Consider the following 19,636-nt stretch of genomic DNA (forward strand, 5'->3'; position numbering starts at 1 on the left):
GCGAAAACTCAGATCGCCTCGTGGAACGTGCGCGAAATAACCTCACGCTGCTGCTCGCGGCTGAGCTTGTAGAAGTTGACCGCGTAGCCGGAAACACGAATGGTCAGGTTCGGGTACTGCTCCGGATGCTCGTAAGCCGCCATGAGGGTTTCGCGGTTGAGCACGTTTACGTTCAGGTGATGCGCGTTCTGCGCGAAGTAGCCGCCCATGATGGCAACAAGGTTGTTCACCTGCTCCTCATCGGTCTTGCCGAGCGCACCCGGCGTGATGGAGAACGTGTTGGAGATACCGTCGCGGCAGTAGGTGTAACTCAGCTTTGCAACCGAGTTGAGCGATGCCAGCGCGCCGGAAACGTCGCGGCCGCTCATCGGGTTTGCGCCCGGTGCCAGCGGTTCGCCGTGACGGCGGCCGTCCGGCGTGTTGCCGGTCTTTTTGCCGTACATAACGTTGGAGGTGATGGTCAGGATGGACAGCGTATGAATTGCACCGCGGTACAGCGGGAACTGCGTCAGTGCCTGATAGAACTTCTCGACCTGCTCACATGCGATCTGATCTACACGATCGTCGTCGTTGCCGAACTTCGGGAAATCGCCCTCGATCTCAAAATCCACGATAATGCCGTTCTCCGGATTACGGATGGGCTTTACCTTGGCATACTTGATCGCGGAGAGCGAATCCGCCATGCAGCTCATGCCCGCAATGCCGAACGCCATCAGGCGGCGCACCTCAGTGTCATGCAGCGCCATCTGGCTCTTCTCGTAGGCGTACTTGTCGTGCATGTAATGGATGGTGTTCATCGCGGAAACGTAGGTCTTAGCCAGCCACGGACGGTAGAAGTCCATGCGGCGGAGAACCTCCTCGTAATCCAGCACATCGCCGTCCATGACCGGCATCTCCGGGCCGACCTGCTCGAACTTGTTCTCGTCACGGCCGCCGTTGATCGCCATCATCATCAGCTTTGCGATGTTGGCACGCGCACCGAAGAACTGCATATCCTTGCCGACGCGCATCGCGGATACGCAGCACGCGATGGCGTAATCATCGCCGTAGTACGGACGCATAACATCATCGTTCTCGTACTGCAGGGCATCCGTGTCGATAGACACCTTTGCGATGAACTTCTTCCAGTTCCCCGGCAGGTTTTCGCTCCACAGAACGGTCAGATTCGGCTCTGCTGCAGCGTTCAGGTTGTACAGGGTGTTGAGCATGCGGTAGCTGTTCTTCGTAACCATGTGACGGCCGTCCTCACCGATGCCGCCGACTGCCTCGGTGATCCACATCGGGTCGCCGCCGAACAGCTCGTTATACTCCGGCGTGCGCAGGTGACGCGCCATACGCAGGTGCAGAACGAAGTCGTCCATGATCTCCTGCGCCTCGGACTCGGTCATGAGACCTGCCGCAATATCGCGCTCAAAGTAGATATCGAGGAAGGTGGAGGTGCGGCCAAGGCTCATTGCGGCGCCGTTCTGCTCCTTGATGCCGGCCAGATAGCCAAAGTACAGCCACTGAACGGCTTCCTTTGCGTTCTCCGCCGGACGGGTGATATCAAAGCCGTAGGAAGCCGCCATTGCGATCATGTCCTTGAGGGCCTTGATCTGGTCGGAGAGCTCCTCCGCGCAGCGGATCTCCTTCTCGGTGGTCGGCACATCGCCGAGCGCATCCTTGTCCTTCTGCTTTCCCGCGATCAGACGGTCCACGCCATACAGCGCTACACGGCGGTAGTCACCGATGATGCGGCCGCGGCCGTAAGCGTCCGGCAGGCCGGTCAGCAGACCAACGTGACGCGCTTCGCGGACATCCTTGGTGTATGCAGAGAATACGCCGTCGTTGTGGGTCTTGTGGTACTTGAACTCCTCCTCAATCTTGGGAGAAACCTCGTAGCCGTACTGCTTGCACGCATCACGGACCATACGCATGCCGCCGAACGGATTGCATGCACGCTTGAGCGGCTCATCGGTCTGCAGGCCGACGATAACCTCGTTGTCCTTGTCGAGATAGCCCGGGCCGAACGCCGTGATAGTGATAACGGTCTCGGTGTCGATATTACGGACACCGCCCTTTTCGCGCTCCTCCGCGAGCAGTGCATCGAACTTCTCACGCAGCGCAGTCGTGCGTGCGGTAGCCGGAGCCAGAAAAGCGCCGTCACCATCATACGGGGTGTAATTCTTCTGGATAAAGTCGCGGACATTGATCTCGTTTTCCCAGTTGCCGCCATTAAAGTTGTTCCATGCGTTCATGTTCTTTTCCTCCTGTTTGTGCTGTCTGCTGTCCTTTTTTATGGTAACAAAAAAGGACAGCATCGCGTATTACTTGCGACACTGCCCAGACGGTCGGCATTGAGATACACTTCACGGTGCATCTGATTACGGAACTCCCTGCTCCCCGGTGGTTTGCGCTCCACCTGTGTCCGTCAGTTGCAGGGAATCTGTCTGGCATTAGCATAACACATCTGCCGCTCAATATGCAACTGCCGAAAGTCACAAAAAATCCATGTGAAAAAACGATGGAATCTGTGTAAAGTATCTTTTCAATTTACACCAAATAGGGTATAGTAAAAATACGATACTGCGCATTGTACAATATACAGAATGTGAAAAACAGAGTCAGGAGGCAGACGAGTATGTTAAAGATTGGTATGCTGACCAGCGGCGGCGACTGTCAGGGTCTGAACGCGGCACTGCGCGGTGTAGCGAAAACACTGTATAACGAACTGGGAGATAAAGTAACCATCTATGGTATTCGGGACGGCTACCGCGGTTTGATCGAGGGCGATTACCACGAAATGCTGCCCGAGGATTTTTCGGATATTCTGACCGTCGGCGGCACCATTCTCGGTACGTCGCGCCAGCCGTTCAAGGAAATGCGCAAGACCATCGAGGACAGCGAGGAGACTAAGCTGGATAAAATGCTGCACACGGTGAAAAAGGCAGGCTTTGACTGTCTGGTCATTCTGGGCGGCAACGGCACGCACAAGACCGCAAACCTGCTGAGCATGAAGGGCGTAAACGTGGTAACGCTGCCCAAGACGATCGACAACGATCTGTGGGGCACCGAGCTGACATTCGGTTTTCAGTCCGCGATTGATATCGCGTCCACAGTTATTGATTCCATCCATTCCACCGCATTTTCGCACTCGCGCGTGTTCATCGTGGAGGTTATGGGACATAAAGCCGGCTGGCTGACGCTGTACGCAGGCATTGCCTCCGGCGCGGATGTCATCGTTATTCCGGAAATCCCCTACTCCGCAAAAAAGATTGCCGCAGCGATTGAAAAGCGTGCCAAGGCAGGCAAACGATTCTCGATCATTGCAGTGGCTGAGGGCGCGATAAGTCAGGACGAGGCCAAGCTGAGCAAAAAGGAATTCAAGGCTGCCCGTGAGGCGATGACCTATCCGTCCATCTCCTACCGCATTGCGGACGAGCTGAAGGAGCTGACCGGTCAGGAGATCCGCGTTACCATTCCGGGCCATTACCAGCGCGGCGGCGCTCCCTGCCCGGCCGACCGTGTGCTGACAAGCCGGTTCGGCGTAGCGGCAGCCCAGCTTATCCTGCAGAAAAAGTTCGGCTATATGGTTGCGCTGCAGGATAACCATATCGTGCCGGTTCCGCTGACCGAGGTCGCAGGCAAGCTGAAAACCGTTCCGCCCGATGGCGAACTGGTGAAGCAGGCAAGAGCGCTCGGACTGTCGATGGGCGACTGATTGCCGAATTGAGAATTGAAAATGGAGAATGGAGAATGAACGCAGCTATTTAATCCGTTCCAAAAAGGACGCATAATATGCGTCCTTTTTTCGTGCGAAAGCACATATAAAATTCCGGTTTGCTTGCAAACCGCAACTACATGACAGGATTTCGTTCAGAAATCCGAGTCATTGTCCCGTGCCGTGCACGACCGCCGTTTCACGGCGGCATTCAATCGCGTTTGCCGTGCAAATGCAAAAAACGCAGGACATGCGCGCGCAGCGCGGACATAGCCGCGCAAGGATATCGCCTGCGTTTTTTTACAAGAAAAAAGGGATTTTGTGTGCCCGCCAAGGCGGACGCGCAAAATCCCGTATAGGACGTATCCGAGCCATTGGCTCGGTACGTCCCTCTCGTCCGAAAGCGTGGTTTCGGACGAATTATTTGATCGTCATAACCTGATCACGAGCAGGGCCTACGCCAAGCATGGTAATCGGGCACTCGATGATGCGCTCCAGCTCCTTGATGTAGGACTGCACGGTTGCCGGCAGTTCCTCGAAGGAACGGCAGTTGGTGATATCCTCATCAAAGCCGTCGAACTCCTCGTAAACCGGCTCACAGTCTACCAGATCCATGAAGTTTGCCGGGAACTCGGTAACGGTCTCGCCGTTCTTCAGCTTGTATGCAACGCAGACCTTGAGCTTCGGCAGACCGCGCAGCGGGTCGATCTTGTTGATAACAACGTCGGTCAGACCGTTTACACGAACCGCATAGCGTGCAACGACTGCGTCGAACCAGCCGGTACGGCGCGGACGGCCGGTAACGGTACCGAACTCGCCGCCTGCATTGCGGATGTAGTCGCCGGTCTCGTCGAACAGCTCGGTCGGGAACGGACCCTCGCCTACACGGGTAGTGTAGGACTTAAAGATACCCATGATCTCGTTGATGGCAGTCGGGCCGACACCGGAACCGATGCAGCAGCCGCCTGCTACCGGATGAGACGAAGTAACATACGGATAGGTGCCCATGTCGAGGTCGAGCAGCGTGCCCTGTGCACCCTCGAACAGCACTTCCTTGCCGGACTTGATAGCATCATAGGTCATAACGGTGGTGTCGCGCACCATCGGACGCAGACGGTCTGCGTAAACCTTGTACTCTGCGATAACAGCGTCCGCGTCGATCGGCTCGCCGCCGTAAACGCCGGTGATCACGCGGTTCTTGCGGGCACAGGTCTCGCGGATAACCTCCTCGAAACGCTCTGCGTCTACAAAATCGTGCATGCGGATGCCGCTGCGCTCGGACTTGTCCATGTAGGTCGGGCCGATGCCCTTCTTGGTGGTGCCGATCGCGGTGCCTTCCTTGGCCTTCTCTGCCTCGCTGAGCGCATCCAGCTCAAGGTGCCACGGCATGATGCAGTGGCAGCGTGCGTCGATGAACAGCTTGTCGGTGGAAACGCCCTTCTCGTGCAGGCCGTCGATCTCGCCGAGGACAGCCTTCGGATTGACAACAACACCCGGGCCGATGACGTTGACGCACTCCGGATACAGGATGCCGGACGGAATCAGCTGCAGCTTGTACTTCTCACCGCCGGCTACAACGGTGTGACCGGCATTGTTGCCGCCCTGGCTGCGGACAACCAGATCCGCCTTGCCTGCGAAAATATCAATAAACTTACCCTTGCCTTCGTCGCCCCACTGGGCGCCGAGAATTACCTTACCTGGCATTAGGATTTCCTCCCTTTCTATCTGCAACGTGCTCTTGTCACGCAGTATACTTATAATAGGTAACAGCCATACCCTTAAAATTATAGCATACCCTTTTCTACTTTTCAATGCCGTTTTGCACGTTTTTGTCTTGTAAAAGACGGCCCGCCGTTGTAAAATATTTTATAATAGCGGGAAGTATGGCCGCACGGCGGTCTGTCCCGATGAAGGAGTTCGTTTTTCTATGCATTATCTTGATAACGCGGCGACGACCCGCGTGCTGCCCGAAGCAGCCGAAGCGGCCGTTCACGCGATGTGCGAGGAGTTCGGCAACCCGTCCAGCCTGCACCGCATGGGTCTGGAGGCCTCGCATCTGCTTGAGGACAGCCGCAGGACGGTCGCGTCTGCGCTCGGCTGCCTGCCTGAGGAAGTATATTTCACCGCCTGCGGCACGGAGAGCACCAACATCAGCCTGCGCGGTACCGCTCACCTCAACCGACATAAAAAGGGCCGTATCATCACGACCGAGATCGAGCACGCGGCAACCGTCAACACCGCAAAGCAGCTTGCTGCGGACGGCTTCGACGTAGTTTTCCTTGCACCGGACGCAACCGGTCACATCACACCCGAGGTGCTGAGCGAAGCACTGACCGAGGACACCATTCTTCTCTCCTGCCAGCTGGTCAACAACGAGATCGGCACGGTACAGCCGGTCGAACAGCTCGGAAAGCTGCTCAAGGCCAAGGCACCCAAGGCACTGTTCCACATTGATGCCGTGCAGGGTCTTTGCCGTGTACGCCTGACGCCGAAAAAATGGAACTGTGACCTGATGAGCGTTTCCGGCCACAAGATCGGCGCACCCAAGGGCATCGGTGCACTGTATGTCAAGAAGGGTCTGCGTCTGCCGCCGCTGACCTTCGGCGGCGGTCAGGAGCGCGGCATGCGTCCGGGCACCGAGGCCGTGCCGAATATCGCAGCATTTGCCAAGGCGTGCAAGATTCGCATGGCGCATTTCGACGAGGATTACGCCCATGTGCAGGAGCTGGCCGACTACCTCAAGCAGCAGGTCAGCGCCGAGCTGCCGGATGCTGTAATGAACGGCGAAGGCGATATCCCGCATGTTGTCAATCTTTCCATGCCCGGCTGCAAGAGCGAGGTCATGCTGCATGTACTCGAGGGGGACGAGGTTTACATTTCCAGCGGCTCAGCCTGCTCCAAGGGCAAGCAGAGCGGTGTGCTCAAGGCACTCGGTCTGCCGAAGGCGCGCACGGACAGCGCGCTGCGCGTTTCGTTTGCACCGTTCAACACCAAGGAAGATGTGGATGCTTTTGTGGCAGCGGTCAAAAAGGGCGCGAAAATGTTCCGCAGATAAGCTAATTCGTAATTAGGAATTATTGCGAGGAGGTAGGGTTATGAGTAAAAAACATATTATGAACGCCGGTATCTGCTGTATCTGCACGGCCGTGATTTTCGGTCTGCACTTCTTCGTGTACGGCCGGATGCTGCTGGACAATCCTGTGCTGGTTGGCGCCGTATGCTTTATTTTTATTGCATCAGCCGCAGGCCGCACAGGCGAGGAACGGGAACCATGGTTTCCGCCTAATCATATCGTTACACGGCTTTGTCAGCTGATATTCTGCGGTATCCTCTGCACCATTCCGTACATACTGTTCACGGAACCGTATTCTCTCGACAACTGGATTTTCCTGCCGCTTTGGGCTACGTTGAGCATTATCGAGCTAAGATATCGAGAGCAAAATTCCACTGCCTATGCGGCTGCTATGGTAGCTGTTCTGTGTATTACCGGTGCATTTCTGCTGATTACCCACCCGATTACCGCATCGCAGGCGCAGAATATCGTTGAGCAGGCAGGCTACACAGACTGTGTTTACTACAAAGTCAATCCCAATAACAATACCGCGTATAAAGACGGTCGGGACAGCGAGGCTCTCTACTTTACTGCGCCCGAACCTGCGGACATGTCCGACTACTATGCCTTTTCCGCAAACAAGGATGGCGAAAAATACGGTGTTCTTGTTTCTTATTTTCGCGGAACCATTGACGAGGAACAAAAACAAGGAGTTTAATCTATATGGAATACAAAACCATCACCAAACCGAACGGCTCCGCGCAGCAGATTGCCGTTTACGACGGCAAATGCCGCTTCTGGATGGAGGGCCTTTACGACAGCCTGCCGGACACTGCCGAAAAGCGTGCGGAGGAATGCAGTCTGCCGGTCAAGATCGACCGCCGGGAGGACGGCACGGTGAGCGTCGGCACGCAGTCGCTCGTACCGTGGGAGACCGATTACGGCAAACTGGAAATCATGGCGGACGTTTACTTAAACTATCTGGCACAGGTGTTCAACCTGCCGGATGATGACTATGTAAAAACCAAGCTGGAGTTCGGCTCGGACAGCGCCGACCGCGACAGCCTGATGACCGCTGAGGAGAAGGAAATCATCAGCGCAAACGAATAAATTTACCATCAAGGAGACAATAAATGAAAGAAGTATTACTGCTCAAGTGCGGTGAGATCGTCCTCAAGGGACTCAACCGCAAAACCTTTGAGGATCGTCTGCTGAAAAACCTCAAGCGCCGCATGGCGCACGTTGCAGACTGCGAGATCACCATGCGCCAGTCGGTCGTTTATGTGGAGATTCCGGACGATGCGGACGCAGATGCGGTTATGGAGTGCGCAAGCCGCGTATTCGGCTTTGCCACCATCTCCCGCGCGGCGGTCTGCCCGGAAAAGACGCTCGAGAGCGTCATTGCGACCGCAAGGGACTACCTTGCGCCCAACTTTGCCGCGGCAAAGACGTTCAAGGTCGAGTCCAAGCGCGGCGACAAGAAATTCCCGATGACATCGACAGAGATCAGCCAGCACGTCGGCGGCGAGCTTGCTGATCTGTTCCCGGATGTTCGTCCGGACATGCACCATCCCGACCTCATCGTACACGTTGAAATGCGTGAGAAATACGCCTTTGTACACGCCGGTCCGGTTCCGGGTGCGGGCGGCATGCCGATCGGCTCGAACGGCCGTGCAGCGCTGCTGCTCTCCGGCGGCATTGACTCCCCTGTTGCCGGCTGGATGATGGCCAAGCGCGGTCTGGAACTGTGCGGCATCCACTTTTTCAGCTATCCGTATACGTCCGAGCGCGCTAAGGAGAAGGTGCTTGAGCTGGGTCGCAAGCTGACCGCATGGTGCGGCCGCATGAGCGTTATGGTCGTGCCGTTCACCCACATTCAGGAGGAGATCCGCGACAAGTGCCACGAGGAGCTGTTCACGCTCATCATGCGCCGCTTTATGATGCGCATTGCCGAGCGCGTAGCTGTTGAGTACGGCTGCGGCGCACTCATCACCGGTGAGTCGCTCGGTCAGGTTGCCAGCCAGACCATGCCCGCCATGGCCGTTACCGGCGCGGTGTGCGACCTGCCGGTGTTCCGTCCCTGCATCGGCATGGATAAGGAGGAAATTGTGACGATCGCCCGTAAGATCGACACCTTTGAGACCTCTATCCTCCCCTACGAGGACTGCTGCACCGTATTTACCCCGAAGCACCCGAATACCAAGCCGAAAATGCCGAAAATCCTCGAGGCGGAGAGCCACCTCGACGTTGAAGCACTCGTGGACGAGGCGGTTAAGGGTGTGGAGATTATTCATCTGCCGTAAACACAGGTATTCGCTATGCCGCAGGGCGGGGACACCCCGCCCTGCAATATAACCTCTATCACGTTTTTCCAAAGGAGGAAAATCCATTGAACGCAGAACTTATCGCAGTCGGCACAGAGATCCTGCTGGGCGACATCGTAAACACCGATGCACAGCTCATCTCGCAGGGTCTGTCCGAGCTGGGCATCAATGTATTCTACCAGACCGTTGTCGGTGACAATCCGGCGCGTCTCGAGCGCGTAGTCCGCGAGGCAAAGGACCGTGCTGACATCATCATCACCACCGGCGGCCTTGGCCCAACCCTTGATGATCTGACCAAGGAGACGCTGGCAACCGTTTTCGGCAAAAAGATGGTGCTGCATCAGCCGTCCATGGACCGTCTGACCGACTTTTTCAAGACCATCGGCCGCGAAATGACCAAGAACAACGAAAAGCAGGCATGGCTGCCCGAGGGCTGCACCGTATTCACCAACCTGTGGGGCACGGCGCCCGGCTGTGCGTTTGAGGCCGACGGCAAGCACGTTCTCATGCTGCCCGGCCCTCCGCGCGAGTGCAACCCGATGTGGAAGGAATGTGCAATGCCGTATCTGTACAAGCTGGCAGGCGGCTGCATCGTATCCCGCAACATCCGCGTATTCGGTCTCGGCGAAAGCAACATGGAGAATATCCTGCACGACATGATGGAAAAAAGCGCAAACCCGACCATCGCGCCGTATGCCCGCACCTCGGAGTGCTTCGCGCGCGTTACCGCCAAGGCGGACACCCCGGCAGAATGCGAGAAGCTGCTCGATCCGGTCGTTGACGAAATCCTGAAGCTGCTCGGAGACGATGTTTACGGCGTAGACGTTGACTCTCTCGAGCAGGTAGTCGGCGACGGCCTGCGCGAGCGCAAGCTGACCCTTGCGGTAGCCGAAAGCTGCACCGGCGGTCTGCTGTCCAAACGTCTGACCGACATCCCGGGCGCATCCGATTACTACCTCGGCGGTGTGTGCTCGTACAGCAACAGCGTCAAGGAAAAGGTGCTCGGCGTGAAGAAGGAGACCCTCGACACGGTCGGCGCGGTATCTCCCGAAACCGCAGAGCAGATGGCAGTCGGCGTTGCAAATGCGCTCGGCTCGGATATCGGCGTAGGCATCACCGGCATTGCCGGCCCGGGCGGCGGCACCGAGGACAAGCCGACCGGTCTGGTCTATATCAGCGTTTGGTACGACGGCAAGTTCTTTACCCGCAAAATGCAGTCCTCGCTCGGCCGCGACCGCGTGCGCATGCAGGCTGCTTCTACTGCGCTTGATCTCATCCGCCGCCATATTTTCTGAACAAATTTATATCGAATTGTACGTTATTTTGTCATTTCCGCTCAAATGATGTGGAAAGCAAACAAAATTTCTGTAAAGAAAGTCCAGTAATTGTGCTAAATTGCTGGACTTTTCTATTTATGTGATGTATACTATATCTAACTAAAGTGAGGGTATTCCGCCAAAATTCTGTCGAAGTACACAAACTGTTGGAAAATATTCTTATTTTCCTCCATTTGGCGGCTGTAAAGGGAGAGATGCTGTATGAAGAAAAAATCCGCAGCACCCGCCGCTGAAAAGCGAAGCGAGCTTTTCTATTCCGGCCGGGATTGTCGCGCATTCGATTACATGGGAGCCCACCCTTTCGTGCAGGATGGTGAACAGGGTTATCTGTTCCGTGTTTATGCACCGGAGGCCGAAAAGGTTTCCGTCATGGGTGAGTTCAACGACTGGAACCGCAACGCCGATTATATGACGCGTGATGAACAGGGTATCTGGGAGAAATTTATTCCGAATATTCCGGAATATGCCGCGTACAAGTATAGTGTATGGGCTAAGTCCGGCGATGTGTTTGACAAGTCCGACCCGTACGGCTTCCATTTTGAGACCCGTCCGGGCAACGCCACCAAGGCGTATGACCTCGACGGCTACGAATGGGGCGACGCCTCGTGGCTGGACTGGCGTAAAAAGCACCTGCCGTATTCCAATCCGGTCAACATCTACGAATGCCACCTCGGCTCGTGGAAGATGCACGAGGACGGCAACTTCTACTCCTACCGCCAGCTGGCGGACGAGCTTGTGCCGTATGTCAAGGAAATGGGCTACACCCACATCGAGTTTATGCCGCTGACCGAGTATCCGTTCGACGGCTCGTGGGGCTATCAGGTAATCGGCTATTTTGCCGCCACCAGCCGCTACGGCACGCCGAAGGATCTGATGTACCTGATCGACAAGGCGCATCAGGCCGGTCTGGGTGTTATCATGGACTGGGTTCCGGCGCACTTCCCGAAGGACGGCTGCGGACTGGTCGAGTTTGACGGCTCGCACCTGTACGAATACGCCGATCCGCTCAAGATGGAGCACAAGGAATGGGGCACGCGCGTATTCGACTACGGCAAGGTCTCCACGAGAAACCTGCTGTTCTCCTCCGCGATGTTCTGGATCGAGAAATTCCACATGGACGGCCTGCGCGTGGACGCGGTCGCTTCCATGCTGTATCTGGATTACAACCGTCAGGGCGAATGGCGGCCGAACGTTCACGGCGGACGCGAAAATCTGGAGGCCGTTGACTTCCTGCGGCTGCTCAACGAGTACATTTTGACCGACCATCCGGACGTTATGATGATCGCCGAGGAGTCCACCGCATGGCCGATGGTAACCAAGCCGGGTTACGACGGCGGTCTGGGCTTCAACTTCAAGTGGAACATGGGCTGGATGAACGACATGCTGTGCTACTGCTCGGCAGACCCGTTCTTCCGCAAGGACATGCACGACAAGATCACCTTCTCGTTCATGTACGCCTTTTCCGAAAACTACATTCTGCCGCTCTCGCACGATGAGGTCGTGCACGGCAAGTGCTCGCTCATCAGCAAGATGCCGCCTCCGTATGAAAATCAGTTCGGCGGTCTGCGCGCGCTGTACGGCTATATGGCCGCACACCCGGGCAAGAAGATGCTGTTCATGGGCGGCGAGTTTGCACAGTTCTCCGAATGGGCGTACCAGCGCGGACTGGACTGGATGCTGCTGGATTATCCGGCGCACCGCCAGATGCAGGCGTACGTCAAGGCGCTCAATCACTTCTACCTTGCTACTCCGCAGCTGTGGGAGCAGGATACCGACTGGCGCGGCTTTGAGTGGATCAGCCATGAGGACAACCGCAACAACATCATCGCCTTCCGCCGTGTGGCGAAGGACGGCTCGGATATCGTGGTCGTTGTCAACTTCTCTCCGGAGGAGCAGCAGGAATACCGCATCGGCGTTCCGATCACCGGCACTTATGAAGAGATATTCACCTCGGACAAGACCGAGTTCGGCGGCAGCGGCATGGCAAACGGCAAGCTCAAGACCGAAAACAAGCCCATGCACGGTCAGGAACAGTCCATTGTTCTGAAGATTCCGCGCTTCGGCGTGCTGTTCTTCAAGGGCAAGGCAAGAGCCAAGCGCCGCACCAAGGCAGAGATCGAGGCCGCAAAAGCCGCGGCTGCCAAGAAACCGGTAAAGCGCACCCGCTCGACCAAGGCAGTTGCGAAATCCGGCACCAAGGCCGTTGCCCGCACAACCGAGAAGGCCGTTGCCAAGACCGGCTCCAAATCCGTTGCCAAGACCACTGAAAAGGCGGTGGCACGCACCGGAACCAAGGCAGTTGCGAAAACCACCGAAAAGGCGGTTTCCGTACCGACAGACAAGGCAGTAACCGCAACCGGCGGTTCTAAATAAGCAAGCGCAAGTTTGCTGCAAAAGAGATACACAGAGGGGATGCGCCAGACGGCGTATAGATTGCAGCGATGCAAACTGTGAAAAAGGAGAATTTACATGTATCGGAAAAAAGAATGCGTAGCCATGCTGCTCGCAGGTGGCCGCGGCAGCCGTTTGTATGTGCTGACCAAAAAGGTCGCTAAGCCTGCCGTACCGTTCGGCGGTAAGTACCGTATTATCGACTTCCCGCTTTCCAACTGCGTCAACTCCGGCATTGATACTGTCGGCGTGCTGACCCAGTACGAGCCGCATGTGCTCAACGCTTACATCGGTTCCGGCCAGACGTGGGACCTCGACCGCCTGCGCGGCGGCGTCTATGTTCTGCCGCCGTACGAGAGCAAAAAGACCGAGTGGTACAAGGGCACCGCAAACGCCATCTACCAGAACATTCAGTTCCTGGAGGATTACGATCCCGAGTACGTCCTCATTCTCTCGGGCGACCACATCTACAAGATGGACTACAACAAGATGCTCCAGCAGCACAAGGAGACCGGCGCTGACGCGACCATCGCGGTGCTGGACGTTCCGCTTTCCGAGGCTTCCCGTTTCGGTATCATGAACTGCAAGCCGGACGGCACCATCTACGAATTCGAGGAGAAGCCGAAGGAGCCGAAGTCCACGCTGGCTTCCATGGGCATCTACATCTTCACCTGGAAGAAGTTGAAGGAATACCTCATCAATGACGAGGCCAACGAGCAGTCCTCCAACGACTTCGGCAAGGATATCATTCCGGCGATGCTGAATAACGGCGAAAAGCTGGTTTCCTACCGCTTCAAGGGCTACTGGAAGGACGTAGGCACCATCGAGAGCCTGTGGGAAGCAAACATGGACCTGCTCTCTCCGAACTCCGGCCTGCAGCTTTCCGATGACAGCTGGAAGATTTACGGCCGCACCACCGGTTCGCCTCCGCATTTCACCTCCAAGCAGTCCAAGGTTACCCATACCCTGCTTTCCGAGGGCTGTGAGATCTACGGTGACGTTTCCGAGTCCGTCCTGTTCTCGGATGTTAAGATCGGCAAGGGTGCCAAGGTGGAATATTCCATCCTGATGCCGGGTGCTGTGGTTGAGGAAGGCGCGACCGTGCGCTACTCCATCGTAGCCGAAAAGGCCGTTATCGCCAAGGGCGCGGAAGTCGGCGGCAGCCCGTCCGACAGCGACGTAGACAACTGGGGCGTTGCGGTAGTAGCCGAAGGCGTTCGCATCGGCAGCGGCGCAAAGCTGGCCGCTAAGGAAATGGCAGACGAGGATCTGCCGGACGTAAAGTAAGGGGGCGGCACAAACATGAACAGCGTTTTAGGCATGATCATTGCATTTGATACCGACAACGATCTCCGCGAGATCACCGAGCACCGCACGGTCGGTGCGGTACAGTGGGGCGGCCGGTATCGCATTATCGACTTTATGCTTTCCAATATGGTAAACAGCGGCATTTACCGCGTAGGCGTACTGATGAAGGACAAGTACCAGTCCCTGATCGACCACATCGGCAATGCCAAGGACTGGGATCTTTCCCGCAAGAACGGCGGCGTAACCATGCTGCCGCCGTATTCCTACTCCAAGAAGGCGTCTCCGCTGGTAACCGGCGAGTACCGCGGCAAGATCGACGCACTGGCCGGTGCGGTTGACTTCCTGCAGAAGAACCGTGCAGACTATGTGGTCGTAGCGGACGGCGACATTGTTGCCAATGTACCGCTCGACGACGTTATCGACCGCCATATCAAGTCCGGCGCAGACCTGACCATGGTATGCACCAAGAAGCAGAAGGATTCCCCATTTACCACCTATGTGGAGCTGAACCGCAAGAAGGAAGCCGTTGACATCCGCGTTGGAGACTGCAACGAGGGCAAGTGCAAGCATGCGGCACTCGGCATTTACGTCATGAGCCGCCAGTACCTTATCCACATGCTGTCCGACTGCGTAACCCATAACTGCATCCACTTCGAGCGCGAGTTCCTCACCCGTGCATTGATGGACGGCACGGTAGCCGGCTACCTGTTCAACGAGTACGCCGTCAAGGTCGAGGACACCTTCGACTACTACCGCTCCAACATGGACATGCTCGACAAGGATGTCCGCAACGAGGTATTCAAGCGCACCCGTCCGATCCTGACCCGCATCAAGGACGAGGCTCCGACCTACTACGGCGATGAAGCCGATGTAGAGGACTGCCTCATCGCCGACGGCTGCCGCATCGAGGGCAAGGTAAAGAACTCCGTCCTGTTCCGCGACGTTGTGATTGAAAAGGGCGCCGAGGTCAATAACTGCATCATCATGGAAGGCGGACGCATTATGACCGAGGCTTCGCTCCGTCATGTCATCACCGACCGCAATGTTATTATCCGTGATGGCCGCACCATGATGGGACACGAAAATTATCCGATCACCATCGCAAAAAACGCAACCGTTTGATCCTTTTCTGTTAAATCCGCATAAACTTCTGTTTAGAAGTTGCTATCACAGCAAAAACGCATTTTCCGCAGCGCAAATGTTCGTGAAATATTGCTATATTACATTCAGACAGAAACGAGTATAATAAAATTACAACGGGTGCGGAAACGGTCGGCGCTGTTTCCGCACTCTCTGTTGGGGAGGCTCGGCTTTATGAAAATCATGTATGTTACCAGCGAATGCGCTCCGTTCATCAAAACCGGCGGATTGGGCGATGTAGCAGGTTCGCTCCCGCAGGCACTCGCTGCCAAGGGACACGACGTGCGTGTATTCTGCCCGCTGTATTCTGCGATCGACCAGAGTATGCGCGAAAAGTTCTATTACATCAAAAACGCTTACGTCCGTCTGGGCTGGCGCAACCAGTACTGCGGTATCTTCCGCTATGAGGCGGACGGCGTTACCTATTATTTCATCGACAACGAGTATTACTTCGCACGCGGCCAGATCTACGGCGAGTACGATGACGCAGAGCGCTTCGCGTACTACTCCAAGGCGGTACTCGAGGTACTGCCCGATCTGGACTGGAAGCCGGATGTGATCAACTGCAACGACTGGCAGACTGCCCTCGTTCCGGTTTATTACAACCTGATGTTCGCTTCCCGTCCGTTCTACGAGAATATCAAGACCGTGTTCACCATCCACAACATCCAGTATCAGGGCCGCTACGGCCGTGAGATCCTGGAGTATGTGCTCGGTATTGACGACGCACACTTCCGCTCCGGCTTTATGGCGATGGACGGTGACGTCAACCTGATGAAGGCTGCTATCGTGGCTTCCACGGCTGTCACCACGGTTTCGCCGACCTACGCAAACGAAATTCAGACCGAATACTACGGCTACCGTCTGGATTCCGTGCTGCGCATGAACAGCTACAAGCTGCACGGCATCCTGAACGGCATCAACATGGATGCCTTCAATCCGGAGACCGACAGCAAGATCTTCAAGAAATACGGCCCGAACAATCCGCAGGATAAGCAGGTCAATAAGACCGAACTGCTCAAGCTCTGCGGCCTCGAGGGCGATGCAAACACGCCGGTTATCGGCATTGTCACCCGCTTTGTTGACCAGAAGGGACTTGACCTCGTCGAAGCAGTCCTGCCGGATATTCTGGCGGATGATGTTCGTCTGATCGTGCTCGGCACCGGCGACTACCGCTATGAGCAGATGTTCATCGAGGCAAAGCGCCGCTGGCCGGATAAGGTTTCCGCGTCCATCATGTTCTCCGGCGATCTGGCAAACCGCATTTATGCAGGCGCCGATATGTTCCTGATGCCGTCCAAGTTTGAGCCGTGCGGCCTGGCACAGATGATCGCACTGCGCTACGGTACCATTCCGATCGTCCGCGAGACCGGCGGCCTCAAGGACACCGTTCACGCCTTTGTCGATTATGCCGGCACGGGCAACGGCTTCACCTTTGCAAGCTACAACGCGCACGACATGCTGCACGTTATCCGCGAGGCCTGCGGCGTATTCCGCTTTAACAAGCCTGCGTGGAGCAAGCTGATTATGCAGGGTATGCAGAGCGACTTCAGCTGGGGCAGCTCTGCCGATAAATATATCGAGGTTTACAAGACCGCGATGGGTCAGTAACCGACCTGTCAGCCCGACCCGTCACCCGATTTGAGGGAATACGGTGACGGTAACCGGTAATACCGTATTATTTTTACCCAGTAAAATCTGCGGTATTTCCAAGGCAGTCCCGCGTGGTTCAGCGGCGAGGGATTGTCGAGCAAATTTTGCGTCCTGACGAGGCGCGGGTTTGCAGCAATACTTTGTGTATTGCAAAAAGCCGCAACGAAATCAGGGCACAAAATTTCCGACAAGCACCGCCGATGCAACCGCGTGGGACTGCCTACCAAAATTATGTGAGGAGATAAGAAAGACCATGCCAAAGACCCAGTACACAAAGACCGCTTTGAAAGAAGCCATTGCAGGTAAACTGCAGCGACATTTTGCCTGCGAGGTAGGGGACGCTACCAAGGATCAGGTATACGAGGCTTGTGCCCTCGTAGTGCGCGATGCACTGACCGAGCACATGATCGAAACCCAGAATGAGGTAGAGCAAGACGGAGAGCGTCAGGTGCATTACCTGTGCATGGAATTTCTTGTCGGCCGCAGCCTGCGCAACAACGCCTACAACCTCGGTATGCTGGACGCTCTGACCGCAGCCCTGAAGGACATGGGCTTCGAAATGGCGGACATCTTCGAGGAGGAAGCTGATCCCGGTCTGGGCAACGGCGGTCTTGGCCGTCTGGCTGCCTGCTACATGGACGGCATGGCGACCGACGGCGTACGCGGCACCGGCTACTCCATCCGCTACGAGCACGGCATTTTCAAGCAGAAGATCGTAGAAGGCCAGCAGGTCGAGCTGCCGGATTCCTGGCTGTCTACCGGCGAGGTTTGGCAGATTCCGGCAATGGATGAGACCCGCGAGGTCAAGATCGGCGGCACGGTTGACACCTACTTCGACGATAACGGCAAGCTGGTCGTCAACTACCACGATTACACGCCGGTTCTGGCAGTTCCGTATGATATGCCGATCTCCGGCTACGGCACCAACAACATCGCGCGTCTGCGCCTGTGGAAGGCACAGAGCCCGATCGCTCTGGACATGAAGCTGTTCTCCTCCGGTGAGTATCTGAAGGCACTGGAGAAGCACGCACTGGCAGAGACCATCTCCATGGTCCTCTATCCGGAGGATAACCACCGCGAGGGTCAGTCCCTGCGTCTCAAGCAGCAGTACTTCCTGGTTTCCGCAACCCTGCAGGACATCTGTGCAAAGCACAAGGCGAAGTACGGCACGCTCGAAAACTTCGCGCACAAGCACGTCCTGCATATCAACGATACCCATCCGACTCTGGTTATTCCGGAACTGATGCGCATCCTGATGGACGAGAACGACATGAGCTGGGAGCAGGCCTGGAACATCACCAGCCAGTCTGTTGCTTACACCAACCACACCGTTATGCCTGAAGCCCTCGAGTGCTGGCCGGTATCGCTCGTTCAGGAGCTGATGCCGCGTGTTATGCAGATCATCTACGAAATCAACGAGCGCTTCTGCAAGGAGCTGTGGAACTACTTCCCGAACGACTTCCAGAAGATCTCCAAGCTGGCTATCGTTGCCGACGATACCGTCCGCATGGCGCATCTGGCTATCGCAGGCTCGTTCTCCATCAACGGCGTATCCGCGCTGCACTCCGAGATCCTCAAGGAGCGCGTATTCACCGATTTCTACAAGATTTACTCCTCCAAGTTCTGCAACGTCACCAACGGCATTGCACACCGCCGCTGGCTGTGTGAGGCCAACCCGGAGCTGGCTGAGCTGATCGAGAGCAAGATCGGCACCGGCTACCGCACCCATCCGTCCGAACTGCAGGTTCTGAACAACTATGCGGACGACAAGGAGCTGCTCGACAAGCTGGGCGAGATCAAGCGCCACAACAAGCAGCGTCTGGCGGACTATATCAAGGAGCACAACGGCATCGAAGTCAACATGGACTCCATCTTTGACGTACAGGTTAAACGTCTGCACGAGTACAAGCGCCAGATGCTGAACATTCTGCATATTATCAGCCTGTACCACAAGCTGAAGGACAATCCGGATATGGATTTCGTTCCGCGCACCTTTATCTTCGGCTCCAAGGCCGCACCGGGCTACGCAGTAGCAAAGAAGACCATCCAGCTGATCAACTCCATCTCCAAGATGATCGACAACGATCCGGCAGTACGCGACAAGCTGAAGGTCGTATTCCTCGAGGACTACAAGGTATCTCTGGCTGAGATTATCATGCCGGCCGCCGAGGTTTCCGAGCAGATCTCCATCGCCGGCAAGGAAGCGTCCGGTACCGGCAACATGAAGTTCATGATGAACGGTGCTCTGACCATCGGCACGATGGACGGCGCAAACGTCGAGATCTGCGAGGCAGTCGGCAAGGAGAACATCTTCATCTTCGGCATGGAGACGCCCGAGGCTGAGGCACTGGCCGCTTCCGGCAGCTATGAGCCGATGGTCATCTACCAGAACGATCCGGTGATCCGCCGCGTACTCGATCAGATGATCCACGGCTTCGGTGACGGCGTGGACTACACCGATATTGCCAACCTGCTGCTGCACGGCGGCAACGGCGGCCCGGCTGATCGCTATATGAGCCTGAAGGACTTCGCATCCTACGCTGAAGCACAGGAGCGCGTAAGCCAGACTTACCGCGATCAGGATCAGTGGAACCGCATGGCTCTGATCAACATTGCAAACTCCGGCCGCTTTGCAGCGGACCGCTCGATCGCTGAGTATGCACAGAATATCTGGAGAGTTAAGACCAACTTCGCTTTCTAAGGCTCCGCCCTCGTTAGAAAGGACGTGATC

General features: G+C 56.2%; 13 protein-coding genes and 1 riboswitch. Of the genes, 11 read left to right on the forward strand and 2 right to left on the reverse strand.

Features of this window, described 5'->3' with window-relative positions:
- Window positions 1-8 precede the first annotated feature (8 nt).
- A complete protein-coding gene (gene pflB / locus PGS25_RS04080) occupies window positions 9-2,237 on the reverse strand; it encodes a formate C-acetyltransferase (RefSeq protein ID WP_270417792.1) in 2,229 nt (742 codons plus the stop codon).
- Window positions 2,238-2,313: 76 nt separating this feature from the next.
- A riboswitch (ZMP/ZTP riboswitch) is annotated at window positions 2,314-2,428 on the reverse strand.
- Window positions 2,429-2,620: 192 nt separating this feature from the next.
- Here pflB and PGS25_RS04085 point away from each other — a divergent pair.
- Window positions 2,621-3,700, forward strand: a complete 1,080-nt coding sequence (locus PGS25_RS04085; RefSeq protein WP_116704708.1) for a 6-phosphofructokinase — start codon at window positions 2,621-2,623, stop codon at window positions 3,698-3,700.
- A 420-nt stretch (window positions 3,701-4,120) separates the two neighbouring features.
- Here the strand turns inward: PGS25_RS04085 and PGS25_RS04090 are convergent, their stop codons facing one another.
- Window positions 4,121-5,404: an adenylosuccinate synthase gene (locus tag PGS25_RS04090; RefSeq protein WP_110435320.1), complete on the reverse strand. Its 1,284-nt coding sequence runs from the start codon at window positions 5,402-5,404 to the stop codon at window positions 4,121-4,123.
- A gap of 223 nt (window positions 5,405-5,627) precedes the next feature.
- Here PGS25_RS04090 and PGS25_RS04095 point away from each other — a divergent pair, with 223 nt between their 5' ends.
- The 10 genes from PGS25_RS04095 to PGS25_RS04140 all read left to right on the forward strand — a co-directional run bounded on the left by PGS25_RS04095 (window position 5,628) and on the right by PGS25_RS04140 (window position 19,606).
- A complete protein-coding gene (locus PGS25_RS04095) occupies window positions 5,628-6,755 on the forward strand; it encodes a cysteine desulfurase family protein (protein WP_270417793.1) in 1,128 nt (375 codons plus the stop codon).
- Window positions 6,756-6,795: 40 nt separating this feature from the next.
- On the forward strand, window positions 6,796-7,470 hold the full coding sequence (locus tag PGS25_RS04100; protein WP_118760825.1) for a hypothetical protein: 675 nt from the start codon (window positions 6,796-6,798) through the stop codon (window positions 7,468-7,470).
- Between the two features lie 5 nt (window positions 7,471-7,475).
- Window positions 7,476-7,862, forward strand: a complete 387-nt coding sequence (locus PGS25_RS04105; RefSeq protein ID WP_118760824.1) for a hypothetical protein — start codon at window positions 7,476-7,478, stop codon at window positions 7,860-7,862.
- Between the two features lie 23 nt (window positions 7,863-7,885).
- Window positions 7,886-9,055 (forward strand): tRNA uracil 4-sulfurtransferase ThiI, encoded by a 1,170-nt coding sequence (gene thiI, locus PGS25_RS04110; protein ID WP_118760823.1) that lies wholly within the window; start codon window positions 7,886-7,888, stop codon window positions 9,053-9,055.
- Window positions 9,056-9,141: 86 nt separating this feature from the next.
- Window positions 9,142-10,371, forward strand: coding sequence for a competence/damage-inducible protein A (locus tag PGS25_RS04115; protein ID WP_117751043.1), 1,230 nt, complete (start codon window positions 9,142-9,144; stop codon window positions 10,369-10,371).
- Window positions 10,372-10,614: 243 nt separating this feature from the next.
- Complete coding sequence (gene glgB / locus PGS25_RS04120; protein WP_118359944.1) at window positions 10,615-12,786, forward strand: 1,4-alpha-glucan branching protein GlgB; 2,172 nt, start codon at window positions 10,615-10,617, stop codon at window positions 12,784-12,786.
- 96 nt (window positions 12,787-12,882) lie between these two features.
- Window positions 12,883-14,091, forward strand: a complete 1,209-nt coding sequence (locus PGS25_RS04125; protein WP_270417794.1) for a glucose-1-phosphate adenylyltransferase — start codon at window positions 12,883-12,885, stop codon at window positions 14,089-14,091.
- Window positions 14,092-14,106: 15 nt separating this feature from the next.
- Window positions 14,107-15,234, forward strand: a complete 1,128-nt coding sequence (gene glgD / locus PGS25_RS04130) for a glucose-1-phosphate adenylyltransferase subunit GlgD (RefSeq protein ID WP_270417795.1) — start codon at window positions 14,107-14,109, stop codon at window positions 15,232-15,234.
- Window positions 15,235-15,426: 192 nt separating this feature from the next.
- Window positions 15,427-16,863 carry a glycogen synthase GlgA gene (glgA, locus tag PGS25_RS04135; RefSeq protein ID WP_270417796.1) on the forward strand — a complete coding sequence of 479 codons (1,437 nt, stop codon included), beginning with the start codon at window positions 15,427-15,429 and terminating at the stop codon, window positions 16,861-16,863.
- Between the two features lie 295 nt (window positions 16,864-17,158).
- Window positions 17,159-19,606, forward strand: a complete 2,448-nt coding sequence (locus PGS25_RS04140) for a glycogen/starch/alpha-glucan phosphorylase (RefSeq protein ID WP_270417797.1) — start codon at window positions 17,159-17,161, stop codon at window positions 19,604-19,606.
- Window positions 19,607-19,636: the final 30 nt, after the last annotated feature.

The organism is Butyricicoccus sp. AM78-15b2TA, assembly GCF_027665985.1.
Classification (GTDB): Bacteria; Bacillota; Clostridia; order Oscillospirales; family Butyricicoccaceae; genus Agathobaculum; species Agathobaculum butyriciproducens.